Genomic DNA, 12,795 nt, shown 5'->3' on the forward strand with positions numbered 1-12,795 from the left:
TATCAACTTAGGGGGAAAGATGGCATTTACAGATTTTTATCGACTCAGCGCCCATGGGGTGATCACTAATGCCAGCGGGGAGGTTTTGCTGCTAAAGGCAAGCTATGGCGAGCTAAGCTGGGGATTACCTGGTGGCGCCTTAGATGTCGGTGAAACTGTACATCAAGCACTCATACGCGAATGCCAAGAAGAGCTCGGCTGTGAAGTGAAAATTGAACACTTAACCGGTATTTATTATCACAAAGCGTTTAATTCTCATGCTTTTATTTTTAGAGTTAGTTTGTTAAAAGATGCTGTGATCACGCTCAGCGATGAACACTTAGCACATCGTTATTATAAATTGTCGGAGCTTTCCAAGGTTCAACAACATAGAGTCGCAGCCTGTTTAAATTATACTGGTACAGTTGATAGTGCTGCATTTTAATTTAGCTTAAACGATCACTATCATTAATAGGAAAACGAGATATGAATACGCAACGTTTAATTCTTCGCCATGGCCAGCCAAGTGATGCGTCGTTTATCTTGAGTTTATTAAATCAGCCGAGTTTTTATCGTTATATTGCTGATAAAGGCATTTATACCAAACAACAAGCCGAAGATTATTTACAAAAAACCTTTATTGATGGCCACCAACAGCAAGGTTTTGGACCTTATATTGCGGCAAATAAACAAGGCATTGCCATGGGCATGGTGGGCTTGTTCCAACGAGAAGCACTAGCAGTGCCTATGAAGCGGCTGCAAAACTATTACACGCGTATCAAGGTAAGTTCAGCTACATTGCCGCGATAGCCGATGCTGACAATACCGCTTCGCATGGGTTATTAAATAAACTCGGGTTTGGGTATATAGGCAAAGCAGTGCTTAATAATGATGGCACTGCTTTAGTGGTGTTTATTCTTGAATAAGAACGCTCAGGGTGGTTGCTACCTGTTGATTAATATTCTGCCAGTTTTGCTCTAAGCTTTCGACAAGGCCTTCGTAATCATCACCAGTTAAAGGGTTAACCTCACTAAAATAATGAATTGCTTTTAAAGAGCGGCCACTTTCAAACGACGTATAATACAGGCGCCACAAACCAGAAATATCCGCATTACCTTGGTTATCACCATTGAAATGATGTAGCTCATATTCTAATTCATAATAACTTTGCTGATCTTTGTCTGTTATAACAGGTAATCCTTTGACCACCATCCAGTTATCAAGCGTGGTAAATAATGTTTGATGGGCGCTTGCTGTTAGCATTTGATCTGGCGCTTCACTCCATAAGTGATAATTAGCAGCATTGACCTGATTATTATCCATTTTCATTGCAATACCACGGTTATTTAATGCGCCTCGTAAACTTACTGTATTGATCCGTAATTGAGCTGATGTGTCAGTGCTACTGCGCTGCATTGGTTTAATACTTTGCTCAAACTGGTAGTATTTAACGGGTGTATTAAGTGATTGGCTACAACCTGATAATAATAGCACCCCAATAACAGCAAAAAATTGTATACGTAAAAATGTCCGCATTATTGTTTCCTCGGCGTTGGATCGGCAGGCAATGATTTATCAAAAATAAACATATTTGGTTGCTCATTTAAGCCACGCGAGAGTGGCTGTAGCTCTTCACTTAAACGCTTAAACTCTGAGAGTGTTTGTTGTAATTGCTGATGAAATGAGGAGCCTTGTTGATAACTGGCCATGGTTTTTTCAAACTGTTTCATGGTGACATCAAATTGCTGCATACTTTTTGTCATTTCAGCAAAATTACGATTAATATCACCGGTAAATTTTGGGTATCTTGTTTACTTAACAATGTACGCATTTCATTCGCCAGCGCTTGGTAATCAGCAAACGCGGAATCAATTTGCGCTAAGCTGTCTTCAATTTTTAAATTATTTACTTTATTTAATACGTCAGACACTTGATCTGCTAATACGGTAATGCCACTGGAGACACTCGGAAATACTTGATATTGAGACAGTGTTTCTAACTTAGCAGCTGGGGCATCGTGGTAGATATCAAAATCGACATACACAGCGCCAGTAAGCAAATTGCCTGGTTTTAAAGAAGCGCGCATGCCATTTTTGATCCAACCATCAACACTGCTTTGCCAAAATTGTTTGGCTGAGGCATTGTCATGGTAAATACGGCCATACTCTATTTTTATTAAAGCGGGCACTGCAGTATTATCAGTTCTAAAGTGTGCGGGTTTGCCATCGATCATCACATTCGCAGGTGCTTCTACAACAGTACCTACGCGCATGCCACGATATTCAACCGGTGCGCCGGCACGTAAACCTCGAATAGACTGCTCAAACTCAATTAGGTAATAATCAAAATTATAAAAGCGTTCCTCAAGAGCATCTTTGTAACTATTACTAAGCGAAAAGCTATGACCTTCTTGAGCAAAATCACCCGGCGATTGTTGTTCAGGCAAACCAACCGAGATCCCTCCTTTTAATAACCTGCTTAATGAACCTGTTTTTACATTAATGCCATCGGCAGATAAATCAATTTCAACACCCGTATTGACCCAGAAAATAGAATTTAAGGTGATCAGGTTTTGATAAGGTTCGTTGATGAAAATACCATACTTCATCGCTTGATTCTTCCAATCAAATGTCGCTGTTTCAACTTGACCAATTTTATAATTCTTAAAAAATATACCGGTGCCGACATCCATAACCTCAGCATCATAGCTGAGTAATGAAAAGCGACCGCCTTTGACATCTTTATCAATCAGCGCTGGCTCTTCTTGTAATTTAAAATGCTCTTTTGTTTTACTACTTTCACCTGGTGAAAATTCTAAATATACACCCGATAGTAACGTGCTCATACCGCTGATACCCGTTTCATCAATACGTGGTTTTACTACCCAGATGTTGGCGTCTTCCGTGAGTAAGCCATCATAATGTTTATCAATTTGAGCTCGAGCAATCACACTGTTTTTAGTATCAGAGAGGCGAACGTGATCAATTTGGCCGATTTTCACACTACGTACTTTTATTTCAGTCTTGCCTGCCACGATACCCTCAGCATGAGGCATTGAAATATAAATGGTTGCGCCTTTATTAGCTTGGTATTGGTAAAGCATCCACACACCAACGAGCAAAGCTATAACCGGTATGATCCAAATCGCAGAAATAATAGGTTCTTTTTTTATATTAGCCGTTTCACTCATGCTGTTTCTCTAATTTATGGTCTTTTTATCATTGTTTGGCGAATCCCATAATAGCCGAGGGTCAAACGCGTGTGCTGCAAGCATTTGGCAAATCACCATGATAGTAAAAAATACAGTGCCTAAACCTGGCGTTACTGACATTAAATTTCCTAATTGCACTAAGGCTACTAGAATCGCGACAACAAATACATCGATCATAGACCACTTACCAATAAACTCGGTTAATTGATAGACTTTCGTATAGCCTTTTGTCTGGCCGTTAGCGGGTTTGCTAACCAAAAAGCATAAAAATGTTAAAATGAGCGCTTTAGCTAATGGTACTACTACACTCGCTAAAAAAATGATTAATGCAATAGGGTATGAGCCAGCTTGCCACAGTGTTATTACCCCACCAATTAATGTTGAGGGGGATTCATCCCCCAAACTAGTGGTGTACATTATTGGCAATAAATTTGCCGGAATATAACAGGCAATTGAAGTTATTAACCATGCCGTTGCTTTTTGTACGCTGTGGGGGTTTCTGATATGGGTTTTGCTATTACAGCGAGAACAGTATTCGCTATCGCTTAGTTGATGGCAGACATGACAGGCTCGAATGTTACTATCTATGGCACGATAAGAAAGTTTTGCGGCTGCAATTTCAGCCTGAGGCTGTACTTGATCCCATAATCGGGCACGATTCAAGTGTGCTAATGAGCCAATATAGAAGAGTACAAACGCGGCATAGGCCCAAAAACTAACGCCAAAGCTGACTTCCGCTAACGACATTATTTTTACCATGCTGACCAATACACCGATTAAAAATATTTCTGACATTATCCATGGCTCTAGCGCTAAGGTGAATTTGAGTAAGCGTCTGGCAATCGTTTGTGGAAGTACTTTAAGTAAGCCTAAATGCAGTGGGATCAAAATAGTGAGTAATGCCATTGGTAAACCAATAATACTAACATCAATAAAAATGCCTAATAAATTGCTGTCGTAATTAAACAAAATACGAGCGGCATCGGGCAAGGTAATCGTCTGTGTAATGCCATTACTACTAAATGAGATAAATGGATAAAACATACTGCTTAGCAGCATGAGTAAAGCACTAATACTAAGTGCTACAATACGGCTGTCATAATTTATATTTGCTGCGCATAGTTTACTGTGACAATGTGGACAGACAGCCATTTGTTTTGCAACTATGTGCGGGATATCAATAATCAAGTCACAATTAGGGCAGGCAGTTTGCAAATTAATAACCACTTAGAAGTATCTTAGATCAAGTTTGCATCAATTATATGCTAAATACAAATGCGAAATTGGTTTAACTAGGCTAGCCTAATAAGAAAGTTGTCATGTAATTTTACAGTTGCTAAAAAGCATCTATCTGTGGGTGGTGAATGAAGTATTTTATAGTGTTTTTTTTGTTTTATATAGCACTTTTGCATTGAGTTTAGCTGCGCCAAAATCTAGCGACATTATTACCGTTGCTGTAAGCCCTTCTTTGCCTCCTTACGTCTTTAGTGAGGATGATACCGGCTTGCAGTTGCAGATTTTAAAATCTGCGTTTAAAGATCAAGGTATAACAAATCTAGATATAGTCTATATGTCTAATAAACGTGCAGGGCAATCCTTAGAACAAATGAAGGTCGATATTGCGATGAATTATGCGGGGCTCACCACTTCTGCGATTTATCCAAGCCAAAGCTTATTGGCGTATCAAAATGTGGCAATTAGCTTACGTAAAAATAATTTTAAAATTAATACTGTCTATGATCTACTGGGGAAAAGTGTTGTTGCCTTTCAAAACGCCACCGAATTTCTGCCGCCGCCATTTAAAGCATTAACGACTAAATTAAGCGCTTATGAAGAAGTCGTATACCAAGCTGCGCAAGTGGATCATCTAATGAAAGAGTGGGTTGATGTGGTGGTACTAGAAAAACGGGTGTTTTTATATTATCTACAGCAATATAAAGAATCGCACCCAATCAAGCCTATTACTGTACACCCGATATTTCCTGAGGCTCCTCGACCAGCCTATTTTAACAGTAAAGTGTTACAAGAGATTTTTGATATGGGACTTGCCCATATCATTGAAAATGGGCAATACAGTAAAATAATGGCTTTTGATGGCAGTGATTATGCTCAGGTTGTAGAACCAAGCTCAATCAAATAATGCTACGGTTTGGCGGGTAAGCGCAAGCAATTCGCCGGATTGTGACCAAATACAACCATCCTCTAAACCATAGCCATCTTTACAGTGATGAGTTTCTGCTTCAAATCCAAGCCACTCATCGGCTGCCAACTGCGGTGTTTTTACAAACTCTAAATACCACGACATACTACTGGCGGGCGCTGGTTGGTTAAACATTTGTAATAAAGTAGGCGGCCATGCATCCGTTAAGGCAATAATATGTGCTTCACTAAGTTCTGCTGGCGATTGTTTTAACTTCATCCATCCGCCTAAATGCGACGTTTGGGCTGCTGAAAACGGCATTCCACCTTGCTGAGGGCAAAGCGCGACGTGTTGGAAAAATTCCGGCATGGCACCTGATTTAAATGGCAGTGTGTAACGTTCGTTAACCGGTTTTAGGCTCATTGTTTTTGTCACTGGTACTTCAATGGCTGAATCTCGCGATTTTGCAAAACACGCTTGTACGACCACGCTTACTTGGCCGTTCTGCAACGCTTTTGCCAGTACTTGTGTGCTACTTTTTCCTTCCCGTAAAATTTCAACTGAGAGGGAAAAATCAGTATCTGCTAACAAAGGACCTACAAAATTTGTACTAATAGACAACAAACGACGACTTGGTTCTATTTGTTGACGCATTGCCTGATACAGTAGTGAGGCTGATAAACCGCCAAAAGCAGTTCGACCTTGACACCAGTTTGCAGGAAATTGCATCGTTGCGTGAGCTTGTTCAGAATGGGGCAGCTGGCCTATGAGTGCCGTTTGCTTTAATAGTTGATCAAAATGCATGGTGATCCTTTGAGACATTTTTTAATTATTAGTGATTTTATAACACATAAAAACTCATCAGACCAGATTGTGAAATGGCCCCTAATGATGCAAAAAAGACAATCCACACATTAATTAGGGTTATTTGCAAAATAAATTACAAAAAAGCACTTTTTTTTCATTTTTACAGTTGAATTAAGTTTGTGGCATCCCTATCTACTAGTCATCGAACGTATTAATGAATTTTGAAGTTGGAGATATTTCATGGGTAAAATTATCGGAATCGACTTAGGTACTACTAACTCTTGTGTTGCAGTACTTGATGGTGGCAAAGCACGTGTTATTGAAAACGCGGAAGGCGATCGCACCACTCCGTCTATTATAGCTTACACGCAAGACGGAGAAACTTTAGTAGGTCAATCTGCTAAACGTCAAGCGGTTACTAATCCGACAAACACATTATTTGCAATTAAGCGTTTAATTGGTCGTCGCTTTGAAGACGAAGAAGTACAACGTGATATCGGCATCATGCCTTTTAAAATTATCAAAGCAGATAATGGTGATGCATGGGTTGAAGCGGGGGGCGAAAAACGCGCTGCACCACAAATATCAGCTGAAGTTTTGAAAAAAATGAAAAAAACAGCTGAAGACTTTTTAGGTGAAGCAGTAACTGAAGCGGTTATTACAGTACCTGCTTACTTTAACGATTCACAACGTCAAGCTACTAAAGATGCTGGGCGTATTGCAGGTCTTGAAGTTAAACGTATCATCAATGAGCCAACTGCTGCTGCCCTTGCTTATGGCATGGACAAAAACAAAGGCGAAAACGTTGTTGCAGTATATGACTTAGGTGGTGGTACTTTCGATTTATCAATCATTGAAATTGATGAAGTTGAAGGTGAGCACACATTTGAAGTACTTGCTACAAATGGTGACACTCACTTAGGTGGTGAAGATTTCGATAACCGCGTAATCAACTATTTAGTTGCTGAATTCAAAAAAGATCAAGGTTTAGACTTAAAAACTGATCCACTTGCAATGCAACGTGTTAAAGAAGCAGCTGAAAAAGCAAAAATTGAATTATCATCTGCACAATCTACAGAAGTAAATCTTCCGTACGTAACTGCTGATGCAACTGGTCCTAAGCACATGAACGTGAAACTAACACGCGCTAAGCTTGAGTCACTAGTTGAAGATTTAGTAATGAAGTCACTAGAGCCATTAAAACGTGCCCTTGCTGATGCTGATTTATCAGTAAGCGACATTGACGACATCATCCTTGTTGGTGGTCAAACACGTATGCCTTTAGTACAAAAAACAGTTGCTGATTTCTTCGGTAAAGAGCCACGTAAAGATGTTAACCCTGATGAAGCAGTAGCCGTAGGCGCAGCGATTCAAGGTGGTGTACTAGCTGGTGATGTGAAAGATGTACTATTACTAGATGTTTCGCCATTATCTCTAGGTATCGAGACTATGGGCTCTGTAATGACGGCGTTAATTGAGAAAAATACGACTATTCCAACGAAGAAATCGCAAACATTCTCAACTGCTGAAGATAACCAAGCTGCGGTAACTATTCACGTATTACAAGGTGAGCGTAAACGTGCTAGCGACAACAAGTCACTAGGTCAATTTAACCTAGAAGGTATTCGTCCAGCACAACGTGGTACACCACAAATCGAAGTTACTTTTGATGTGGACGCTGATGGTATCTTACATGTATCGGCAAAAGATAAAGATACAGGTAAAGAGCAAAAAATCACCATTCAAGCATCTTCAGGCTTAAGCGATGAAGAAGTTGAAAAAATGGTTCGTGATGCCGAAGCACACGCAGAAGACGATAAAAAGTTTGAAGAGCTAGTTGCAGCTCGTAACCAAGCTGATGCATTAGTGCATGGTACGCGTAAGCAAATCGAAGAAGCGGGTGATGCATTACCAAGCGAAGACAAAGAAGCGATTGAAGCGGCTGTTGTTGAGCTAGAAGCTGCGATTAAGAGTGACAAAAAAGACGAGATTGAAGCAAAAACTCAAGCGCTTGCTGAAAAGTCACAAAAGTTAATGGAAATCGCACAAGCTAAAGCACAACAAGGTGGTGACGCCGGTGCCGAGCAGCAACAATCTGCGAAGAAAGATGACGACGTAGTGGATGCTGAGTTCGAAGAAGTTAAAGACGACAAGTAATTGTTGTTAGCGCTTCGCCTAACTGAAAACACGATGACTGATATCGCAATTTAAGTTAGGATGAACAACTAAGGCGCGCGGGCTAAAGCTTGACGCGCCTTTTGCATGTAAATTAGATGATAAATCGATACGATTTATCGATTTATCCGCAGCAATGCTGCAGTAAGAAAAGAGTAGTGTGATAGATATGTCAAAACGCGATTATTATGAAGTCCTTGGAGTGGCAAAAGACGCCAGCGAAAGAGACGTAAAAAAAGCGTATAAACGCTTAGCGATGAAATATCATCCAGATCGTACCGCAGGCGATAAAGAACTTGAAACTAAATTCAAGGAAGTAAAAGAAGCTTACGAGATCCTCACTGACAGTCAAAAACGTCAAATGTATGATCAATACGGCCATGCTGCGTTTGAACAAGGCGGTGGCGGTGGTGGTCATGGCGGCTTTGGTGGCGGTCATGGTGACTTTGGTGATGTATTTGGTGACGTGTTCGGTGATATTTTTGGAGGCGGTGGTGGCCGTCGTCAATCGCGTCAGCAACGAGGTTCAGACCTACGTTACAACATGGACTTAAGCTTAGAAGAAGCGGTTCGTGGTAAAGAAGTAGAAATTAAAGTACCTACGTGGGTAAGCTGTGAGCCATGTGACGGCAGCGGTGCAAAAGCGGGTTCTAAACCGAAAACATGTACGACTTGTCATGGTGCAGGCCAAGTGCAAATGCGCCAAGGTTTTTTTGCTGTGCAACAAACCTGTCCAACCTGTCAGGGCACTGGTCAGATAATTTCTGATCCATGTAATAGCTGTCATGGTCAAGGCCGTGTGGAAAAAACCAAAACATTATCGGTTAAAATCCCAGCCGGGGTTGATACTGGCGACCGCATTCGTTTATCTGGTGAAGGTGAAGCAGGGGTACATGGTGCACCCGCTGGTGACTTGTATGTGCAAGTATCGGTACGTGAACACCGTATCTTTGAGCGTGATGGTAATAACCTATATTGTGAAGTGCCGATTGGGTTTACAACGGCTGCTCTTGGTGGCGAAATTGAAGTACCGACTTTAGATGGTCGTGCTAAATTGAAGATCCCAGCTGAGAGTCAAACGGGCAAAATGTTCCGTATGCGCGGTAAAGGTGTTAAGTCTGTCCGTAGTGGCGCAGTTGGTGACTTGATCTGTAAAGTGGTAATAGAAACACCCGTTAAGTTAAATGAACGCCAACGCGAGTTATTGCAAGAGCTTGAGCAAAGCATGGGTAAGGATGGTTCTAAAAACCGTCCAAAAGAAAAAGGCTTTTTTGATGGTGTAAAAAAGTTCTTTGATGATTTAACTAAGTAATCACTCATTACTTATATAATGGCGCTAATTAGCGCCATTTTTTATTGGCTAACAAAAGCTTATTAATCTGAACTCTGGTTAAGAGATTGACCCTCAAGAGTTCAGGTTTTTATTTGGCTACAGCTTTGCTGAAAACCACGCAGTAATACCAATCGACTTAAATATTTAACCATTCTAGCGAGCTAAATAAAGCGCTAACTGCGTTATAATTTTTTCAAGTAGAACAACTACATGTCAAAATTTACGTCTTGTTATCACTGTATTTATCTGTCGCTATAAATGGTCAGCAACTTAACACGATTGGTATAATACATATTCATAATGCTACCTTTACAGAGCGATTAGGCTTCTTAAGCACTTGTCACTAAACGGCTATTTTTATCTTATCAAATGAGATTTAGGATCCAATATAGGTATAATTCTGCCATTGCTGCTTTATTTTGCATTACTTATCGATATGATAATTAGTCTCACTTGCATGATTGAATAATCGGCGTAAAATCAGCGCCATTGATGTATTAAATGAAATGAGATGGCATGTTAACGTTAGACAAATTAGTAATTGGCCAACATGGCTCTGTTGTAAGCATCGATCCTAATGCGAGTTTGTTGCGCCAGAAATTACTTGCAATGGGTTTAACGCCAGGCGCTCCTGTCCACGTATTGCGCTTTTCTCCATTTGGCGATCCGATGATTGTTAAAGTTCGCGGTACCGTGCTTAGTCTTCGTAAATCCGAGGCACAATCAATTAATTTGGAACTCGCAGTATGAATCCAAACATTGCCGTAATAGGTAACCCAAACTGTGGTAAAACTACACTATTCAACGCGTTAACCGGTAGCAAACAGAAAGTAGGTAACTGGTCAGGGGTGACCATCGATAAGAAAATTGGTCAATTTAAAGTGGCTGATCAGACTGTCGAATTAGTTGATTTGCCTGGCACTTATTCTTTAGATGTAAATGCACAAACCCCTTTAGATGAAAAAATTGCGCGTGACTATGCACTCAGTGGTGAATCACAACTGATCATCAATATTCTTGATGCATCAAATCTTGAACGCAATTTATACCTCACCGCTCAGCTGCTTGAGATGAAAGTACCTTTACTTGTCGTGCTAAATATGGTCGATGTGGCAAAACGAAATGGTTTAGTAACGGATCCAAAGGCGCTAGAAAAGCAACTTGGATGCCCTGTGATTGCCTTAAGTGCAAATAATAAAACAGACATTACAGGTTTAAAAGAGTTTATTGCACAAGGGCTTAAACTTAAAAAAGTATCAATGCATACCCCTAGTTATGAGCAAAAAATAACGCAAGCGGCCAACAACATTGCAGCCAGTTTTACTGCCAATAATAAACCGATAGAAAACATCGACACTGATTGGTTGTCATTGCGGTTATTAGAGCAAGATGAAAGCTGTTTTGGCTATGCTGATAAACAAACACTGGCAGTGGCAAAAGCTGAATTTGAACAGTTTGCCGATCACCATGAACTTGATGTGCTTTTTGCCAATGGTCGTTATGAGTTTGCCCATCAACTGGCTGAACTTGCTCAAAATACTAAAGGCATCGCCTCTGAAACCATTAGCGATAAAATAGATGCGGTAGTGATCAATCGTTTTTTAGGGATCCCAATATTTTTAGGGATCATGTATTTAATGTTTACTGTTGCGGTAAATGTTGGCGGCGCATTTATAGACTTTTTCGATATTGCTGTAGGCGCGATTTTAGTCGATGGCTTTGGTGAAATATTAACTTCATTAGGCGCACCTGATTGGCTACGCGCATTGCTTGCGGACGGTATAGGTGGTGGTATTCAGCTTGTTGCCACCTTTATCCCGGTGATTGGCTTTTTATACTTTTGTTTAGCCTTTATTGAAGATTCAGGTTATATGGCGCGTGCTGCTTTTATCATGGATAGATTAATGCGCGCCATTGGTTTACCAGGTAAAGCGTTTGTGCCTTTAATTGTTGGCTTTGGCTGTAACGTGCCATCAGTAATGGCAACTCGTACTTTAGAAACCCATAAAGATCGCTTACTGACTATTGCCATGTCACCATTTATGTCATGTGGCGCGCGCTTAAGTGTGTATGCCTTGTTTGTCGCTGCCTTTTTTACCACTAATGGCCAAAACTTAGTATTTGCACTGTATATTTTAGGTATTGTTATGGCGGTATTAACCGGTTTGGTACTTAAAAATACCTTGTTTAGTCCAACGCTTACCCCGTTTATTCTCGAATTACCTGCGTATCATATGCCAACGGCAAAAGGCGTACTTTACAAAGCATGGGAGCGCTTAAAAAGCTTTTGTATGCGCGCCGGTAAAACTATAATTGTGGTGTTTGTTATTTTAAAAATATTAAGCTCCATAGGTACTGATTTTACCTTTGGCAATGACAACACAGATAAATCGATGCTCAGTGAAATTTCAAAAATTGCAACACCGGTGTTTGCTCCTATCGGGGTAGAGCAAGATAACTGGCCTGCCACGGTCGGTATTTTTACTGGCGTATTTGCTAAAGAGGCAGTAGTTGGTACTTTAGATAGTTTATATTCAAATTTAGATGGCGCAGCGGCTGTGAATGAAGAGCCAGTTAATGTCATCGATAAATTGGCTGAGGCGTTCGCGAGTATTTCTGCAAACCTAATAGACGTATTCGGTAATTTACTCGATCCACTGGGTTTAAATGTCACTAATGTGAGCGATCAAAGTAGTGCGGCCATTGATCAAGAAGTGAATGTATCGACCTTCGCAACCATGGAAAACCTATTTAGCAGTCAACTTGCTGCATTCAGTTATTTAGTTTTTGTATTGCTTTATACACCTTGTGTGGCGGTGATGGGCGCTATGTACCGAGAAGCTGGAATGAAATGGATGCTATTTGTTGCAACTTGGTCAACAGGGCTTGCTTACATCACAGCCTCTGTGGTGTATCAAGTGGGTAACTTTAAGCAATCTCCGATGTTTTCGGCATTTTGGTTACTCGGGTGCGCTGTCGTTATTGCATTGGCAATAAGCTCTATGCGGATTTATGGTAATAAAATGGCTGCAAAGAGTCGTTTAATCCCTGTTGTTAATATAATTTAGCGAGTGAATATAGTTTAAAAAAGAGTACCTTGGTACTCTTTTTTTGTTAATTTTAAAGCAGTTAACAATTCAATGGAGTTAG

The 12,795-nt window shown here is 40.4% G+C and carries 10 protein-coding genes and 1 pseudogene; 7 read left to right on the forward strand and 4 right to left on the reverse strand.

Annotation, left to right across the window (positions count from 1 at the left end; translation table 11 throughout):
• The first annotated feature begins 19 nt into the window (after positions 1–19).
• Both P4S61_RS20885 and P4S61_RS20890 read left to right on the forward strand, forming a co-directional pair.
• The gene (locus P4S61_RS20885) at positions 20–424 is read left to right on the forward strand and encodes an NUDIX hydrolase (RefSeq protein ID WP_149980118.1); all 405 of its coding nucleotides are present in this window, start codon (positions 20–22) and stop codon (positions 422–424) included.
• 41 nt (positions 425–465) lie between these two features.
• Positions 466–789, forward strand: a complete 324-nt coding sequence (locus tag P4S61_RS20890) for a GNAT family N-acetyltransferase (protein ID WP_337119137.1) — start codon at positions 466–468, stop codon at positions 787–789.
• A gap of 102 nt (positions 790–891) precedes the next feature.
• Here the strand turns inward: P4S61_RS20890 and P4S61_RS20895 are convergent, their stop codons facing one another.
• The 3 genes and pseudogenes from P4S61_RS20895 to P4S61_RS20905 form a co-directional block, all read right to left on the reverse strand.
• Positions 892–1,515 (reverse strand): PqiC family protein, encoded by a 624-nt coding sequence (locus tag P4S61_RS20895; protein WP_182758522.1) that lies wholly within the window; start codon positions 1,513–1,515, stop codon positions 892–894.
• Positions 1,515–3,169 (reverse strand): annotated as a pseudogene (gene pqiB, locus P4S61_RS20900) (intermembrane transport protein PqiB). The gene P4S61_RS20895 and the pseudogene pqiB overlap by 1 nt, the downstream one beginning before the upstream one ends.
• Positions 3,170–3,178: 9 nt before the next feature.
• Positions 3,179–4,405 (reverse strand): paraquat-inducible protein A, encoded by a 1,227-nt coding sequence (locus P4S61_RS20905; protein WP_145236310.1) that lies wholly within the window; start codon positions 4,403–4,405, stop codon positions 3,179–3,181.
• Positions 4,406–4,601: 196 nt separating this feature from the next.
• Between P4S61_RS20905 and P4S61_RS20910 the strand changes: the two genes are divergently transcribed.
• Positions 4,602–5,330: a substrate-binding periplasmic protein gene (locus tag P4S61_RS20910; RefSeq protein WP_337119138.1), complete on the forward strand. Its 729-nt coding sequence runs from the start codon at positions 4,602–4,604 to the stop codon at positions 5,328–5,330.
• On the opposite strand, the gene P4S61_RS20915 is transcribed toward P4S61_RS20910, so the two are convergent.
• Positions 5,319–6,134 (reverse strand): thioesterase family protein, encoded by an 816-nt coding sequence (locus tag P4S61_RS20915; protein ID WP_337119139.1) that lies wholly within the window; start codon positions 6,132–6,134, stop codon positions 5,319–5,321. The genes P4S61_RS20910 and P4S61_RS20915 overlap by 12 nt on opposite strands.
• Positions 6,135–6,377: 243 nt before the next feature.
• On the opposite strand from P4S61_RS20915, the gene dnaK reads away from it, so the two are divergent.
• The 4 genes from dnaK (at position 6,378) to feoB (ending at position 12,713) form a co-directional block, all read left to right on the forward strand.
• Complete coding sequence (gene dnaK / locus P4S61_RS20920; protein ID WP_182732509.1) at positions 6,378–8,294, forward strand: molecular chaperone DnaK; 1,917 nt, start codon at positions 6,378–6,380, stop codon at positions 8,292–8,294.
• Positions 8,295–8,481: 187 nt separating this feature from the next.
• Complete coding sequence (dnaJ, locus tag P4S61_RS20925; protein WP_145236090.1) at positions 8,482–9,624, forward strand: molecular chaperone DnaJ; 1,143 nt, start codon at positions 8,482–8,484, stop codon at positions 9,622–9,624.
• Positions 9,625–10,161: 537 nt separating this feature from the next.
• Positions 10,162–10,395: a FeoA family protein gene (locus P4S61_RS20930; protein WP_145236087.1), complete on the forward strand. Its 234-nt coding sequence runs from the start codon at positions 10,162–10,164 to the stop codon at positions 10,393–10,395.
• Positions 10,392–12,713: a Fe(2+) transporter permease subunit FeoB gene (gene feoB, locus P4S61_RS20935; RefSeq protein WP_337119140.1), complete on the forward strand. Its 2,322-nt coding sequence runs from the start codon at positions 10,392–10,394 to the stop codon at positions 12,711–12,713. The genes P4S61_RS20930 and feoB overlap by 4 nt, the downstream gene beginning before the upstream one ends.
• Positions 12,714–12,795: the final 82 nt, after the last annotated feature.

Source organism: Pseudoalteromonas sp. B160, from assembly GCF_037162485.1.
GTDB classification, from domain to species: domain Bacteria; phylum Pseudomonadota; class Gammaproteobacteria; order Enterobacterales; family Alteromonadaceae; genus Pseudoalteromonas; species Pseudoalteromonas rhizosphaerae.

Excerpts from the sequence above, each read along its gene's own strand:
- P4S61_RS20885 (WP_149980118.1), top strand. The coding sequence starts at position 20 with ATGGCATTTACAGATTTTTATCGACTCAGCGCCCATGGGGTGATCACT.
- P4S61_RS20890 (WP_337119137.1), top strand. The coding sequence starts at position 466 with ATGAATACGCAACGTTTAATTCTTCGCCATGGCCAGCCAAGTGATGCG.
- P4S61_RS20895 (WP_182758522.1), bottom strand. The coding sequence starts at position 1,515 with ATGCGGACATTTTTACGTATACAATTTTTTGCTGTTATTGGGGTGCTA.
- P4S61_RS20915 (WP_337119139.1), bottom strand. The coding sequence starts at position 6,134 with ATGCATTTTGATCAACTATTAAAGCAAACGGCACTCATAGGCCAGCTG.
- dnaK (WP_182732509.1), top strand. The coding sequence starts at position 6,378 with ATGGGTAAAATTATCGGAATCGACTTAGGTACTACTAACTCTTGTGTT.
- dnaJ (WP_145236090.1), top strand. The coding sequence starts at position 8,482 with ATGTCAAAACGCGATTATTATGAAGTCCTTGGAGTGGCAAAAGACGCC.
- P4S61_RS20930 (WP_145236087.1), top strand. The coding sequence starts at position 10,162 with ATGTTAACGTTAGACAAATTAGTAATTGGCCAACATGGCTCTGTTGTA.
- feoB (WP_337119140.1), top strand. The coding sequence starts at position 10,392 with ATGAATCCAAACATTGCCGTAATAGGTAACCCAAACTGTGGTAAAACT.